Source organism: Blastomonas ursincola (assembly GCF_013607875.1).
Taxonomy (GTDB): Bacteria; Pseudomonadota; Alphaproteobacteria; order Sphingomonadales; family Sphingomonadaceae; genus Blastomonas; species Blastomonas ursincola.
In genome coordinates, this window is the sequence record NZ_VDES01000001.1 from 1,068,389 (window position 1) to 1,082,634 (window position 14,246).

A 14,246-nucleotide genomic window follows, 5' to 3' on the forward strand; every position below is an offset into this window, starting at 1 on the left:
CATTCACGATCCTTCTCCCTGACTTTGAAGGCTTTGGCGAGAGAGCTTTTTCGCCGCGACATGGCGCAGCAGGCCTCCGGCCCGGTAGACGTCGAGAAGCAAGGGCGGAGGAGGCGAAAATGCGACGGTCGCGCCTGGGCAGACGATCTGTCCTGCGGCGAGGTCGATCTGGACCAGGTCGCCCTCGCGACAATCGTTCAGGTCGGCTTCGATCGCCGGAAGCGCCAGGTTCCAGCAGTTGCGATAGAATATCCGCCCGAACGCCGGGCCGATCAGGGCACCGACACCTGCGGCCATCAGGGCGCTGACCGCCTGTTCCCGCGAACTGCCGATGCCGAAGACAGAATCGGCAATGATGCAGTCACCAGGGGCAAAGGGGGCAAAACCAGGTGGCACGAAATACTCGAAGACGTGTTTTGCGAGTTCATCCGGATTGGTGGATGCGTGCTTGTAGCGCGCCGGAAGGATATCGTCCGTCGACACGGCCCCCGAAATCCGTCTTGCCCGCAATTGCATCATGACGCGCGCTCCGGTTGGTCGGCACGGTCATGATCAGGCGAGACATCGTCTGTCAGTGTCAGATCCTCGAGTTCGGCGAGCGAAGGGATATGCCCCAGCAGGGCCGTTGCCGCAGCGACCAGGGGAGACACCAGCACGATCCGGGCATGCGGATTGCCCATGCGCCCCAGGAAGTTCCGGTTCATCGTGGAGACCACCAGATCCCCATCCGCTGGCACATGTCCCTGTGTTCCTACGCAGGGGCCGCAGCCCGCCGGGGTTACCAGCGCACCGGCGGCTATCAGCGTTTCGACATGGCCGTGTTGCAGCGCCTGAAGATGGATGTTGCGCGTGCCCGGCGTCACCACCAGCCGCAATCCCGGTGCTATGCTGCGACCGCGCAGCAGGCGAGCGACAGTGCCTATGTCTTCCAGCCTCGAATTGGCGCAGCTGCCAACGAAGACACAGTCGACAGGCTCGCGGTCGGCCTTGTCTATCGATCGTCCGGTCGAGATTGCATGCCCGTCTGCAAACTGGGGCTGGAGCCCGTCGAGCTGGATGACCATCTTGCGGGCGCCGTCCTCGGCATCAGGGTCGATCCGCATCATTCCGCTCGGGCAGCCCTGCCAGGCCGAGACGAAACAGCATTTCGCACCCAGTTCTACGGACATGTTGGCAACCGTGGCCGCGCCTTCGGCGTTGAGCGATTCGATCCATTCGCCACACCATTCGATCGAGCGATACAGAAATGCCTCGGGCGTGTTCGTCGCCAGAATATGCAGCATGACGTCCTTCGGCGACGCGTGGCGCGAAGGGCGGCCGCGCAATTCGATCCGCACGGTTTCAGGCACCCGCAGCCAGGTCCTGCCTTCGGCCATCGCGCAGGCGATGTCGGTCGCGCCCATCCCCAGCGCCAGCGATTGGAAGGCTCCGCCGGTGCAGGTATGCGAGTCTGCGCCCAGAACCAGCCGCCCCGGCCTGAACCATTGCTGCTCTGCGGCGAGCAGATGGCTAATTCCCGAGCCGACCGGCACCATCTCGATGCCCTGGCGCGCGGCGAAGCGCTCGGCATCCTTGACCCTGGAGGCCATGAGACGGTCGGGCGCCAGCACCGAATGGTCGCAGACAAACCGGATCCGCGATGTATCTCCGACATGCAGGCCATGCAGTTCGAACAGGCGGGCGATGGTGGGCACATTGCCGTCCTGTGCATAGATCCAGTCGACCTCGACCTCGACAATGCTGCCGACTTCGGCCCTCGCTTGCCGAGCGTGATCGGCAATGATCTGCTGCACCAGCGTCATGCCACCGCGGCCTCGCTCGCAATCCTGCGATGGATGGCGACCAGCTCTCCGGCTGACAGCGCCCGCTCCTCCTCCATCGCGAATTCACGAACCGCGCCGAGGCACTGGCGGAGTTCGCCCGCATCGGCCTCGATCCCCTGCTCGCGCAGCACATATCGGATCGCTTCGGTCCCCGAATGCTTGCCGATGACGATCTTTCTGGTGCCGCCGACCTCGGCCGGGTCGAATGGCTCGAAGGTATTCGCGTTGCGGACCACGCCCTTGACGTGAATTCCGGATTCATGGGCGAACACGTTGTCCCCGACAACCGGATGCCATGGCGGCGGCGCATGGCCGGTCGCCCGCGCCAGCAAGTCGCTCAGAGCCTTGAGCTGGGTGAGGTCCAGACCCAGATCCACGCCGTGAAAGTCGCGCAGGCACAGGGCAACCTGGGCAATGTCGGCCATTCCGGCGCGTTCGCCGATCGCATTGACCGTGGCATGGAAATAGCGAGCCCCCGCCTCGAGACCGGCCAGCGTATTGGCCGTGGCCAGACCGTAATCGTTATGGGCATGGCATTGCAGGTCGATCGGCACCGCCTTCGCGATGCTCGCCACCACCGCCGCGTACCGGCTCGGTGAAAGAATGCCGATCGTGTCGGAAAGCCGAAGTCGGTCCGCGCCCGCGTCCTTCACCGCGCCGGCATAGTCGATCAGAAACGAGGGGTCGGTCCGCCCGACATCCTCTGCGCTGATCGACACAAAGGCCCCGCGATCCTTCGCGACGCCGATCAGTGTCCTGGCCTGCTCGACCAGCCAGCCGCGGTCACGCCCGACACTGTGCTTCAGATGCACGTCCGAGGCCGGCAGGCCGATGTGGATCGCACGAAAACCCAGGTCCAGCGACTGCACCACATCGTCCAGCTTCCCCCGGTTCCAGCCGATCAGCATCAGGTCGGAGCCGCGTTCGAGCAACTCCCGGATGACGGCAAGCTCGCTGCCCCCCATGGCGGGAATGCCGACTTCCATCCAGCGCACGCCCAGCGCACGCAAAGCCGTGAAGATGGCGATCTTGGTATCACGACCGAATGCAACGCCTGGGGATTGCTCTCCGTCCCGAAGCGTCGTGTCCTCATATACAATATCGTTGCGCACCAGCCATTGCTCCCGTCAATACGGTTAGCCATATTTCGTACTATGGATCGACTCTTATTGAGAAATACCCTGATGATTCGAGTAACACTTTAAGTGTCCTTCAAATCGGATAATTTGTCAAACGAATGCGAAAAAGCAATATTGGCGTTTAATACCGTTTAATGATTGAACGTACTTGACAACGCTCGAAATATGCCAAGTTACGGCGGAAACGGTTCTGAAATGATGTGAAGCATCTTGCGCGATGGCTGGCCATGCGATTTGTCGGCAAAGGGCTGGCTTGCCCGGCCCTGCTGCGGAGAGGCAACGCGTCGCAGCGATACAGGTTCAGGCGGCGCGGATCTGCTCGACGAAATGGCTGCTTTCGGCGGCCAGCTGGCGGGCCCCGTCGAACACGCGCTTGGCAATGCCGAGCATGGCTTCCGCCCTTTCCGCAGCGCTCTGAGCAATGCCGTTGATCGCATCGGCATCCACGCCTGTCGCCCGGCTGGCGTCATGGGTTTGCGCGGCGTTGAAGGCGATCAGCTGCGTCGCCGATCGTTGCAGGGCAACCGCGCCCTGAATTTCGGCCGAGTTCGAGGCGATGCGCGCAATCGCGGTTTCGACGCGAGCATGGCCGCAAGACACTTCGTCGACCGCATTCCCGATTTCATCGACATAGGCACGGATGCGATTGGCGGCGATGGCGGTCTGATGCGACAGTTGCTTGATTTCACCGGCGACCACGGCAAAACCGCGCCCAGCGTCGCCTGCGCGCGCAGCTTCGATCGTCGCGTTGAGCGCCAGCAGGTTCACCTGACGCGAGATTTCGCCAATCAGGTCGATCACCGATTCGATCGATGCCGCCGAGACGCGCAGATCGGCAGTACGGGCGCTGCCTGCCGTTACGAGCGCGACCGCCTCGTTTCCGGCCTCACGCGCCTCGTCCGTCCGGGCGGCAATGGAGTCGAGCGCATCTGCAAGTTCGCGGCCTCTACCAGCAATTTCCTCCATATGCGTACTGGTCTGTACGGCCGCAGTGGCAACGGCGGCAGCGCGGGTGCTGACCTGGGTCGACCTCTCCGCCACCTGGGCAGCGTCGTTTTCCAGCATGCTCGACAGCTTGTCCATCATCTGGCCCAGAGCCGCAACTTCGCGTTCGAAACGCTCTGCAGCAGCCTCGATCTGGTCGGCGCGCGCGACCCTGTGGCGGGCCCTATGCCCCTCCCATTCGCCCGCGAGCAGCGCCAGTCGGCGGTTGGTCAGCACGCCAAACAATCGATGACCCTGCAGGATCATCATGCCTTCGGTTCCTCGGCCGACCCGATATTGCTCCAGGGCCGCACCGATCGACTGCGCGACATCGGCCTTCGGGCAATCGCGAATGTGCGACCTCAGGTCGCCCCCATAAGCCGGATTGCGCAGCAGGGCATGGCCATAGGGGTTGAGCAGCAGGCGGCGCATATCACGCTCGAAAATGGCACCGCACGGTCGACCCGCTGCGTCGAGCACCGGCAGCAATCGCAAGTCTGGATTGGCCTGAAAGCGGTCGATCACACTGACCAGCGTGTCGCCGTGCAGGATATGTGGCGGCTCGCGATCTGCCGCCGACAGCCAGTCGCCGATCCTATCCGATCGCGCATCTGCCCCGGATGACCCGGCGGAGGAAGAAAAGGCGGATGGCGACTGCATCATACCCGAACAAATTATCGGAATCGTAGTAAACAAGCGCTTAAATATTTGTTACACTTTGAAGACATGGCAAAAATGTTCGTGCACCATGCTTCGGGTCGACCCGAACCGCTAACCGGGACTTTACCCATAGATGGATTCGAAAACATCCTGCCCGCCGAGACGCTGATCGTCGTAGGGGCGGGCATCCAGCGCTCGCACGCTTGCATGCCTGGCTCTTCCCCCGGCGCGCGGCAAGCCCGATGGAACCATGGGGTCGACGATCGCTGCTTCAGGCAGCCAGTTTCGTGTTTGCGCGGGCGCCGAGCCAGGCGGCAGATTGCAGCGCCAGCAGAACCGTTACCGACATCACCAGATAGGCGACAAGGCCGCTCAGAGTGCCCGATGGGATCGCCGCCAGCAGCAGCGTGTCATTGCCCCCAGGGATGAGCGATGCGCCAAGCGCCATCACTACACCACCGGCCAGCGACCGGGCCAGATCCGCCAGGCGGGGCGGCGTGTACACGAACGAGCGCGCAAGGAGGCCCGAGACCAGCGCGCCGCCCAGCAACGCGACGGCTGGCGCAAAGGCGCGGGCATCGCTGTGCATCTCCATCTGCCCGCGTCGCACGATGGCGCGCACCGCATCCGAATAGGCCCAGTTCGGTTCCAGCGCGAAGAGCAGCGCGCCGCACAGACCCATGGCGAGCATCATCACGCGCGGCCATGCAGGCCTTGCCCGCCCGGGTTCGATGGATCGGCCACGCTCGCGCCAGGCCCAGACCGCCAGCAGCGCAAAGCCGATGACAAGCGCGATGCCAGGCCACATCGGCGTTGCATGGACATTGCCCAGCGCCGGGCCGGCGGCCAGCAGCGGCTGCCGATCGGCCAGGGCAAAGCCCAGCGCCAGACCAAAGGGCAAGGCCAGAAAGCGGACCTCGCCCTGTCCGATCCGCGCCAGCGTACCCAGCAGGCAGGCATCGTTGATCACCGCGCCCAGCCCTATCAGCACCGCGCCGGACACCAGCGCACCCGAGATCGGCACTTCGGACGCCAGATGGGCCGCAGAGCCGAGCAGCCAGTGCAGCGGCAACGTGATCGCGCCTGCGATTCCCATCGCGATGACAAAGCCCTGCAGCATGGTGCCGCGCCGATGCAGCAGGATCTCGCGCGAGGCGGTTACCGCGCAGGTGCTGCTGCCGCCGATCGCCATGCCGACGAGGAACGCGCATATCAGGACCAGGATCAGCAGCATGACGGCTCGCCGGGCCGGGCATCGGCATGAACGGACGGTCCATGAACCCTGGCAGCGCCAGATTGCATCGCATCACCCCCCCTTGACGGCATTGTGCAGGTTCGCTGGGAAGGCGGCTCCGGTTTCAGTCGCGCACGATTGCAGCCGCTGGCCCGCTCTGGCAAGGCAGGCCCGCGGCCGGGAATGTCCGGCCAATGTTGCCAAACAGGAGGGATGTTTGATGAATGTAGCCGAAGCCGTCGCCACGCGCAGGTCGATCCGGGCGTTCAAGGATAAACCGGTTCCGCTCGAGACGGTGCGGCGGGTGCTCGAACAGGCACGGATGACGCCTTCGGGCTGCAACTATCAGCCCTGGGAAGCAACGGTGCTGACCGGAGCGCCGCTCGCCGCGCTGCAGGAACGCCTGCTCGCCAGCCAGCCCGATGATCCGCAGGAATATGACTTCGCCGCCCCCGGCCAGGTGCCCAAATATCAGGAGCGGCTGTCGAGTCTGGGCAAGGCGATGTACGGCGCGATGGCGGTGGCGCGCGACAATTCGGAACAGCGCGCCGATTTCGTCAAGATGAACATGGTCTCGTTCGGCGCACCAGTGTTGCTGCTGTGCCATTTCCCCAAGCTGATGAAGGAACCGCAATGGTCCGATTGCGGCATGTGGCTGCAGACGATCATGCTGCTGCTGCGCGGCGAGGGCCTGGACAGCTGTCCGCAGGAATATATGGGCGTCTATGGCCGCACGATCAAAGACCATCTGGGGATGGGGGACGACATCCTGCTGTTCTGCGGGCTGGGCATCGGCTGGCGCGATGAAGAGGCACCGGTCAACAATTTCGAGCGCGAGCGCGTGCCGCTCGACGAGCAGGTTACTTTCCTCGGTTTCGACTGATCGGGATCGGCGGATCGATGGCGCTGCGGGCTATTCGCTGCGCAGCGCCTCGATCGGCGAAAGGCGCGACGCGCGGATCGCGGGATAGCCGCCGAACACCAGCCCGATCACGCCCGAAAAGGCGATGGCGAGCAAGGCGGTATCGAGCCCGATCGGCGCGGGAAAATCCGCCACCTGCTGGAAGATCGCCGCCGCGACCATCGCCAGCAGAAGGCCGATGCCGCCGCCGATGATGCACAGCACCGCCGCCTCGACCAGGAACTGGTTGCGGATGTCGCTGCGCTTGGCGCCCAGCGCCATGCGCAGCCCGATCTCGCGGGTGCGTTCGGTGACGCTGACCAACATGATGTTCATGATGCCGATACCGCCGACCAGCAGCGAGATCGACGCGATCGCCACCAGCACCGCCTGGAAGATCTGCGTCACCTCGCCCGAGGTTTCCGCAATTTCCTTGGTAGTGCGCACCGTGAACGGCGTGATCTTGCCCTTGGAGACGCGATAGCGCGCGCGCAACAGGCTCTTGATCTCGCGGTCGCCGGCGACCAGCGTGTCCTCGTCCTCGAAGCCGACGAACAGCAAGGTGACATCGTCAGGCCCCTGCGCGGTGGCGGTGGACAGGCGCTGGCGCAACGTGGTGATCGGCACGACGATCTGGTCGTCATTGTCGTTTCCGAGGTTGCTGCCCTTGCTTTCGAGCAGGCCGATCACGGTGAACGGCACGCGGTTGATCCGCACCTTCTCCCCGATCGGATTGACGTCGACGAATAGCTTGTCGGCCACAGTCTGGCCGATCACCACCACCCGCGCCGCCGATCCGACATCGCTCTTGGTGATGAAGCGACCATCGGACGTGCCGAGATTGGAGATGCTGCCAAAGGCCTCGGTAGAGCCGACCGCCTGGGTCGAGGCGCTGCGCCCGCCGGTGACCAGCTGCACGCTGGTGCGGATCTGCGGGGCGACCGCCACCACCCCCGGAACCTGGCGCGCGATCGCCTCGCCGTCGCGCTCGGTCAGGCGGCCGCGATCGCCGGGGCGCGGCGGGCCGTTGGCGCGTTCGGGCTCGGGCACCACAATCGCCATGTTCGAGCCCAGCGTCGCGATCTGCTCGGTCACCGAAACTTGTGCGCCATTGCCGACGGCGACCGCCAGGATCACCGAGAACACGCCGATCATCACGCCCAGCGTGGTCAGGATCGAGCGCATGAGGTTAGTGCGCAGCGCCGTGAACGCGATCGCGACATTGACGCCCCAGCCCGCCAGCGTGCCGAGCAGCCCGTTCATGCCGGCTCGGCCCGGCGGCGCGAGGTCACCGCAGCGTCCTCGATGACCTTGCCGTCGCGGAACACGATCCGCCGCGCGGCATATTCGGCGATATCGGGCTCGTGCGTGACCACGACCAGCGTGATGCCCTCGTCGTTGAGCTTCTGGAAGATGCCCATGATGTCGAGCGAGGTCTGCGTGTCGAGCGCGCCGGTCGGCTCGTCGGCGAGCAGGATCAGCGGATTGGTGACCAGCGCCCGCGCGATCGCCACGCGCTGCTGCTGCCCGCCCGATAGCTTGGCCGGGGTGTTGAGCAGCCGGTTGCCCAGCCCCATCGCCTCGAGCCGCGCCTGCGCGCGCTGGCGGCGTTCGGCAGGCCCGACCCCGGCATAGATCAGCGGCACCGCGACATTGTCCAGTGCGCTGGTCCGCGCGAGAAGGTTGAACTGCTGGAAGACGAAGCCGATCTTGCGGTTGCGGATCTCGGCGAGCTCGTCGCTGTTCAGCGTGCGCGTATCGATGCCGTCGAGCCTGAGCACGCCCGACGTCGGCACGTCGAGACAGCCGATCATGTTCATGAAGGTCGACTTGCCCGATCCGCTCGCGCCCATGATCGCGACGAATTCGCCCTGATCGATGCGCAGCGACACGCCGTTGACGGCGTGGACCATCTCTCCACCGATCACATAGTTCTTGATGAGATCCTGGGTCTCAAGAAGCGGCGCTGTCATCTTCGTCCGCATCTTCGCTCGGGGTCCTGGGCTTCAGCGACTTGGTACGCACCAGCACCTTGTCGCCCGGCTTGGTGCCCGACAGGATTTCCGTATAGTCGTCGCCCTCCAGCCCGATCTTCACCTGCTTGCGGACCGGACGATACGGGTCCGTTCCCGCCAGATAGACGAAATGCCGCGGCGCCTGCTTGCGATCCGGATCGCCCGGCTGCGGCTCCTCCTGCGCCTGACGGTCGGCCGCCTTGGGTCGGAAGCGCAGCGCACTGGTCGGCACGCGCACCACATTGGCCTTGGCCCCGGTGATGATCTCGACATTCGCGGTCATGCCCGGCAGCAGCTTGCCATCGAGATTGTCGACATCGATGATGACGAGATAGCTCACCACATTCTGCGTTTCGACCGGCGCCTTGCGGATCTGGCGGACGCGCGCGCGGAAAACGTCATCGGGATAGCTGTCGACCGTGAAGGTCACGTCCTGGCCTTCGCGGATCTGGCCGATATCGGCCTCGTCGACCGAAGCCTCGACCTGCATCTTGGTGATGTCGGCGGCGATCTCGAACAGATTGGGCGTCTGGAAGCTTGCAGCCACGGTGGTCCCCGGCTCGACCAGCTTGTTGATGATCACGCCGCTGGCGGGCGCGATGATGACAGTGCGGTTGAGATCGAGCCGCGCCGAGGAAAGCTCGGCATTGGCCTGACGGATCTGCGCATCGCCGCTCTCGGTCTGTGCGGTGGCGACCTCCAGGGCATTGCGCGCGCTGTTGAGCCGGGTCTGCGCGGCGTCGAGATTGGCCTTGGACACGAACCCGCGCTCGGCCAGCGATTTCTGCCGCGCGTAATCGCGTTCCTGGATCTGCAACTCGGCCCTGGCGCGCGCCACATTGGCGGCGGTCTGCTGCAATCCGGCACGGGCGAGCGCGACCTGCGCCTCGATCTGCTGCACCCGCGCGCGCACCCGGGTCGGGTCGATCTCGGCGAGCACCTGCCCCTTGGTCACCGGCGAATTGAAATCGACATAGACCTTGGTGATCTGCCCCGACACCTCGGTGCCGACCTTGATCGTGTTGAGCGCGCGCACCTTGCCGCTGGCCGAGACCACGCGCTCCACCGATCCGCGCGCCACGGTTTCGCCGAGATATTCGTAATCATGCTGGACCGGGCGCACGGCCAGATAAGCAACATAGAGAAGGACAAGCGCGATCAGGGCGGACCAGATCTTGTGGCGCCCTATCCATGAACGCAATTTGCTCAGCATCTATATTGGCCCCATCCTGCCCTGTACCTGCGAACATAGAAGCTCGTCACGGGCATGGCCAGCGATGATGCGTGAAGATGCGGCACGGAAAAGAAATAGTCGCATTGGCCAGGAAATGCCGCGACGTGCGATCAGTCGCCCAGATCGATAGCGATGGGGTCGATGCGGGGCCGGCTTCCCAGGTTGAGGAAATACATCGCGGTCATCCACGACACTTCCTCGACAATCCTGTCCTCGTCGAGCAGCGGATCCTCGAGCAGCATCTCGATCGCCGTATAGGTCATCTGCTCGGACAGCCGCACGGCAGCCTTGAGAGTCTCGATCGGTACTTCGGGATAGATCTGCGCGACATGGCCGACATGCAGGTCGAGCACCTTGTCGCGCGAATCGTTACGGACTTCCTGCAGCACCGGCACCGAGCGGATCGCGCGCAGGATCCACAGGCCGCCCGGCTGCGCTCGGGTGACCCGGATCAGTTCCTTGCGCAACGCGATGTTCCACGCCACGACCTCGTCGAGCGAACGCGAGCCATAGGCCTCGTTGCGCATGAACCTGTCGACAACGGCATCCTGCGCCGCCATCAGCCGCTTGGCGAGTTCGGTCAGCAGCGCATATTTGTTGGGAAAATAGCGGTAGAGCGCGGGCGGCGTCATCCCCGCGCGTTCGCACACCAGATTGGTGGTCAGCTTTTCGAACCCGACTTCGGACAGGAGGTCGCCCGCCGTCGCCAGGATCATCTCGAACGTGTCCTTGCCCCGCTGGCGCTGGGGCGTCTTGGTGTCGAGATCAGGCCGCGTGGCCAGCCTTGTCGAAGATCCTTGGGTGACCATCCAGCGTCCATTTGGTTCAACGATGTCAATGTCATAACACCGTGCGATCGGCTCGCAAGCCAAAGCTGGACGGGCCGCCCCCTGGGTCGGCCGGATGCCAGCCCCATCGCTATGCGGCTCTGCTGCCAAGGCAAGACCAGCGTGCCAGGCGGACCTGACACACTGGTTTGCTGGGGCGCGACCCTCCAGGGCTATATCAATCGTCGATATTGCGGCGGAAGGTTTCCGGCAGGAAGATCAGGCCAATCACGACCGTCGCCGCTGCCACCACCACCGGATACCACAGGCCGTAATAGATGTTGCCGGTGGCCGCGACCATCGCGAAGGCCGTGGTGGGCAGGAAACCGCCGAACCAGCCGTTGCCGATATGATAGGGCAGCGACATCGAGGTGTAGCGGATACGGCTGGGGAAGAGCTCGACCAGCATCGCGGCGATGGGGCCGTAGACCATGGTCACCAGCATTGCCAGTGCCCAGAGGATCGCTATCACGGCGACCTTGTTGATCTTGGCCGTATCCGCCTTTTCGGGATAGCCCGCCGCGATGAGGCCGGCTTTCAGCTCGTCCTGGAACGCCTTGATCGCCGCCTTCTTGTCCTCGCCCGACAGCTTGCCGGCATCAGGCGCGGTGAAGGTCTTGTCGCCAATCCTCACCATCGCCACCGTTCCGGCTGCTGCCTCGGTATTGGCATAGCTGATGCCCGCCTTGGCAAGATAGGTCTTGGCGATATCGCAGCTCGTCGTGTCGAAGCTGTTCTTGCCGACCGGATCGAACTGGAACGAACACTCGTCCTGGTGCGCGCTGATCGTCACCGGGGCTGAGGCCTGGGCAGCGGCGAGCGCGGGATTGGCGGCCTGGGTCAGCGCGCCGAACAGCGGGAAGTAGAGCATCGCCGCCAGCGCGCAGCCGCCCAGGATGATCGGCTTGCGGCCGATCTTGTCCGACAGCCAGCCGAAGAAAACGAAGAAGGGCGTGGCAAGCGCAAGCGCGATCGCGATCAGGATATTGGCGGTGGCGCCATCGACCCGCAGCGTTTTTTCCAGGAAGAACAGCGCATAGAACTGCCCTGCGTACCAGACCACCGCCTGGCCCGCGACCGCGCCCAGCAGCGCGACCAGCACCCAGCGCAGATTGCCCCATTGGCCGAAGGCTTCGGTCAGCGGCGCCTTAGAAGTGGTGCCCTCTTCCTTCATCTTCTGGAAGACCGGGCTTTCGTTGAGCTGCAGCCGGATCCACATCGACACCGCGAGCAGCACGATCGAGATCAGGAACGGCAGACGCCAGCCCCAGGCGGCGAACGCCTCTTCGCCCAGCGCGAAGCGGAAGCCGATGACCACCAGAAGCGCCGCGAACAACCCGAAGGTCGCCGTGGTCTGGATCCAGCTGGTATAGAGCCCGCGCTTTCCTTCGGGCGCATGTTCGGCGACATAGGTGGCAGCGCCGCCATATTCGCCGCCCAGCGCCAGCCCTTGGGCGAGGCGCATGAGGATCAGGATGATCGGGGCGGCCACCCCGATCGAGGCATAGCTGGGCAGCAGGCCGACCGCGAAGGTCGAAAGCCCCATGATGCCCATGGTGACAAGGAACGTGTTCTTGCGCCCGACCAGATCGCCGATCCGGCCGAAGACGAGCGCGCCGAAGGGTCGTACCGCAAAGCCCGCGGCAAAGGCGGCAAGCGCGAAGATGAAGCCGGTCGTCTCGTTCACGCCCGAGAAGAACTGGGCGGATATGTACGTCGCCAGCAGGCCGTACAGGTAGAAATCATACCATTCGAACACCGTGCCCAGCGAGGAAGCGGCGATGACCATCTTCTCCCCCTGGGTCGCTTGGTGATGCTTGGGTAAAGCATCCTCGTACACCGTAGCCATTGTACCCACTCCTCTGCTTGTGTCGTTAGAAGGTGTATTTCGCCGCCATCTCGACGCGGTCCATCTGCCCCTTCAATCCATTGGCCACTTCCCGCTCGGCGTGACGCACTTCGATGCCGATGTCGAGATTCTTGACCGGGGACCAGAACAGGTTGACCGCCGCGCTGTACGCGGCAACGTTCGCGAGCCCCGGAACGATGACGCCGCCGGGATAGTCGGCATGTTGATAGCCCGCCGCGATCGTCGAGCGCAGATTGCCGGTCCAGCCGAGCTTCAATGAGCCGAAAGCCGCGAAATTCTCGACCTTCAGCAGCCGGTTGCCCAGCGCAATGCGGTCGTACAGCGCATCGGGCGCATAGCCGAGGCCGAGATAGCGGCCGATGCCGTCGCCATAGGTGGCGCTGAAGCGGATATCGTGGCGCTTGTCCGGGCCGAAGGCGAGCTTCCCGCCCGCCGAGATGCCCCAGCCGAGCGCGTCGTCGTCATTGCCGCCATCGTGCACCGAAAGCTGGCGCACCAGCCCTGCGACATGCAGGTCCAGGTTCGGCTGCTTGTAGACCAGCTTGGCGACCAGATCGGGCACGCGGTCCTGATCGTTGTCGGCCAATGCGGCGTTGGTGGTGTTGACCGTTTCGGTCTGCGGATTTTCCAGCGCGAGATGCAGTTCAAGGCCTTTCGCCAGCGGCTGGCGATACTGGACGATCATCTGGCGGACGAACACCGTGCCCTCGAGCGGACCGACGAAATCGGTGCTTTCGGGGAGCAGCGCGGGGTTCTGGAACGTGGTCCATTCCTGGCCGATCAGGAACTTGTCATAGGTCAGGAAAGCGCGGCGCAGCGTCGGCGTATAGGCATTGGTCGCACGCTGCGCGCCCGGCGGCGCGGTGGCGAGCGCGAAGTCGAATTCGATATGGCTTTTCAGTTCCTTGCCGCCCAGCGGGGTCGAGCTGGTGAAGAACAGTCGCGTCTGGCGCGCATTGGCCATGAAGTCGCGGGTCGAGGTGCCACCGACCGGGATCTGCTGCGGCAGGTAGAATTCCTTGCCCAGCGATCCGCCTGCCAGCATGCCGTCGTCATAGCGCGTCGCGCTCGCGACCGCCTTGACGAAGCCGCCCAGCTTGAACGTGGTGCTGCCGACGCGGAAACCCTCGGCCGGCGCGGTCGGCTTGGCCTCGAGCGCGGCGACGCGGGTCACCGCTTCCTCGCTGCGCGTCGTCGCCTGGGTGGCAGCGACGGCCATCTCCGCCTGTGCATTGCGTGCCGCATTCAGGTCCGCGCGCAGCGCCTGCATTTCTGCCTCGAGCCGTGCGAGCCGTTCTTCCAGCGCCGCCTCGCGCGCGGTCTGGGCCATGGCCAGCTCCGGCGCCATCAGCGCGCTTGCGGCCAGCAAGGCCGCCCCCATCGATCGATAACCCCTCGGCATCGCTCTCTCCTCAACCTGCGCCGGGTACTCCCGGTCGCAGCCTCAGTCTTTGCCGATTGGCCCTCGCCTTCCAGAGCGACCATGGTCGGATATCTACGACCTTCGTCTAATGGCCTGCCCCCCGCCTCCGGGCTTATCATACCCCCAGCCCTGCGCC

At 64.3% G+C, this 14,246-nt stretch carries 12 protein-coding genes; 1 reads left to right on the forward strand and 11 read right to left on the reverse strand.

The features are described from left to right. Positions 1-3: 3 nt before the first annotated feature. From FG486_RS04990 to FG486_RS05010, 5 genes are all read right to left on the reverse strand, one after another. Positions 4-519 carry a LeuD/DmdB family oxidoreductase small subunit gene (locus FG486_RS04990; protein WP_181266661.1) on the reverse strand — a complete coding sequence of 172 codons (516 nt, stop codon included), beginning with the start codon at positions 517-519 and terminating at the stop codon, positions 4-6. After that, a complete protein-coding gene (locus FG486_RS04995; RefSeq protein ID WP_181266662.1) occupies positions 516-1,802 on the reverse strand; it encodes a 3-isopropylmalate dehydratase large subunit in 1,287 nt (428 codons plus the stop codon). Before FG486_RS04995 ends, FG486_RS04990 begins: the two co-directional genes overlap by 4 nt. Continuing rightward, complete coding sequence (locus tag FG486_RS05000; protein ID WP_206678371.1) at positions 1,799-2,935, reverse strand: homocitrate synthase/isopropylmalate synthase family protein; 1,137 nt, start codon at positions 2,933-2,935, stop codon at positions 1,799-1,801. The genes FG486_RS04995 and FG486_RS05000 overlap by 4 nt, the downstream gene beginning before the upstream one ends. Before the next feature lie 327 nt (positions 2,936-3,262). After that, complete coding sequence (locus FG486_RS05005) at positions 3,263-4,609, reverse strand: methyl-accepting chemotaxis protein (protein WP_181266663.1); 1,347 nt, start codon at positions 4,607-4,609, stop codon at positions 3,263-3,265. 268 nt (positions 4,610-4,877) lie between these two features. After that, the gene (locus FG486_RS05010) at positions 4,878-5,840 is read right to left on the reverse strand and encodes a YeeE/YedE thiosulfate transporter family protein (RefSeq protein ID WP_181266664.1); all 963 of its coding nucleotides are present in this window, start codon (positions 5,838-5,840) and stop codon (positions 4,878-4,880) included. A gap of 220 nt (positions 5,841-6,060) precedes the next feature. Between FG486_RS05010 and FG486_RS05015 the strand changes: the two genes are divergently transcribed. Beyond that, positions 6,061-6,723 (forward strand): nitroreductase, encoded by a 663-nt coding sequence (locus FG486_RS05015; protein ID WP_181266665.1) that lies wholly within the window; start codon positions 6,061-6,063, stop codon positions 6,721-6,723. A gap of 30 nt (positions 6,724-6,753) precedes the next feature. Here FG486_RS05015 and FG486_RS05020 read toward each other — a convergent pair whose 3' ends face one another. From FG486_RS05020 to FG486_RS05045, 6 genes are all read right to left on the reverse strand, one after another. Further along, positions 6,754-8,004 (reverse strand): ABC transporter permease, encoded by a 1,251-nt coding sequence (locus FG486_RS05020; protein WP_066283912.1) that lies wholly within the window; start codon positions 8,002-8,004, stop codon positions 6,754-6,756. After that, positions 8,001-8,714 (reverse strand): ABC transporter ATP-binding protein, encoded by a 714-nt coding sequence (locus FG486_RS05025; protein ID WP_060979409.1) that lies wholly within the window; start codon positions 8,712-8,714, stop codon positions 8,001-8,003. The genes FG486_RS05020 and FG486_RS05025 overlap by 4 nt, the downstream gene beginning before the upstream one ends. Further along, a complete protein-coding gene (locus FG486_RS05030) occupies positions 8,695-9,969 on the reverse strand; it encodes an efflux RND transporter periplasmic adaptor subunit (protein WP_181266666.1) in 1,275 nt (424 codons plus the stop codon). Before FG486_RS05030 ends, FG486_RS05025 begins: the two co-directional genes overlap by 20 nt. Before the next feature lie 131 nt (positions 9,970-10,100). Then, positions 10,101-10,799, reverse strand: a complete 699-nt coding sequence (locus FG486_RS05035; RefSeq protein WP_082751216.1) for a TetR/AcrR family transcriptional regulator — start codon at positions 10,797-10,799, stop codon at positions 10,101-10,103. A 196-nt stretch (positions 10,800-10,995) separates the two neighbouring features. After that, positions 10,996-12,666, reverse strand: a complete 1,671-nt coding sequence (locus FG486_RS05040; RefSeq protein ID WP_181266667.1) for an MFS transporter — start codon at positions 12,664-12,666, stop codon at positions 10,996-10,998. A gap of 25 nt (positions 12,667-12,691) precedes the next feature. Further along, complete coding sequence (locus tag FG486_RS05045) at positions 12,692-14,089, reverse strand: DcaP family trimeric outer membrane transporter (RefSeq protein WP_241695578.1); 1,398 nt, start codon at positions 14,087-14,089, stop codon at positions 12,692-12,694. Between the last annotated feature and the right edge of the window lie 157 nt (positions 14,090-14,246).

What these genes read in the sequence shown, in the direction of transcription:
- FG486_RS05020 (WP_066283912.1), bottom strand. Translation starts at nt 8,004, where the DNA reads ATGAACGGGCTGCTCGGCACGCTGGCGGGCTGGGGCGTCAATGTCGCG.
- FG486_RS05045 (WP_241695578.1), bottom strand. Translation starts at nt 14,089, where the DNA reads ATGCCGAGGGGTTATCGATCGATGGGGGCGGCCTTGCTGGCCGCAAGC.
- FG486_RS05005 (WP_181266663.1), bottom strand. Translation starts at nt 4,609, where the DNA reads ATGATGCAGTCGCCATCCGCCTTTTCTTCCTCCGCCGGGTCATCCGGG.
- FG486_RS05040 (WP_181266667.1), bottom strand. Translation starts at nt 12,666, where the DNA reads ATGGCTACGGTGTACGAGGATGCTTTACCCAAGCATCACCAAGCGACC.
- FG486_RS05030 (WP_181266666.1), bottom strand. Translation starts at nt 9,969, where the DNA reads ATGCTGAGCAAATTGCGTTCATGGATAGGGCGCCACAAGATCTGGTCC.
- FG486_RS05025 (WP_060979409.1), bottom strand. Translation starts at nt 8,714, where the DNA reads ATGACAGCGCCGCTTCTTGAGACCCAGGATCTCATCAAGAACTATGTG.
- FG486_RS05035 (WP_082751216.1), bottom strand. Translation starts at nt 10,799, where the DNA reads ATGGTCACCCAAGGATCTTCGACAAGGCTGGCCACGCGGCCTGATCTC.
- FG486_RS04995 (WP_181266662.1), bottom strand. Translation starts at nt 1,802, where the DNA reads ATGACGCTGGTGCAGCAGATCATTGCCGATCACGCTCGGCAAGCGAGG.
- FG486_RS04990 (WP_181266661.1), bottom strand. Translation starts at nt 519, where the DNA reads ATGATGCAATTGCGGGCAAGACGGATTTCGGGGGCCGTGTCGACGGAC.
- FG486_RS05015 (WP_181266665.1), top strand. Translation starts at nt 6,061, where the DNA reads ATGAATGTAGCCGAAGCCGTCGCCACGCGCAGGTCGATCCGGGCGTTC.
- FG486_RS05010 (WP_181266664.1), bottom strand. Translation starts at nt 5,840, where the DNA reads ATGCTGCTGATCCTGGTCCTGATATGCGCGTTCCTCGTCGGCATGGCG.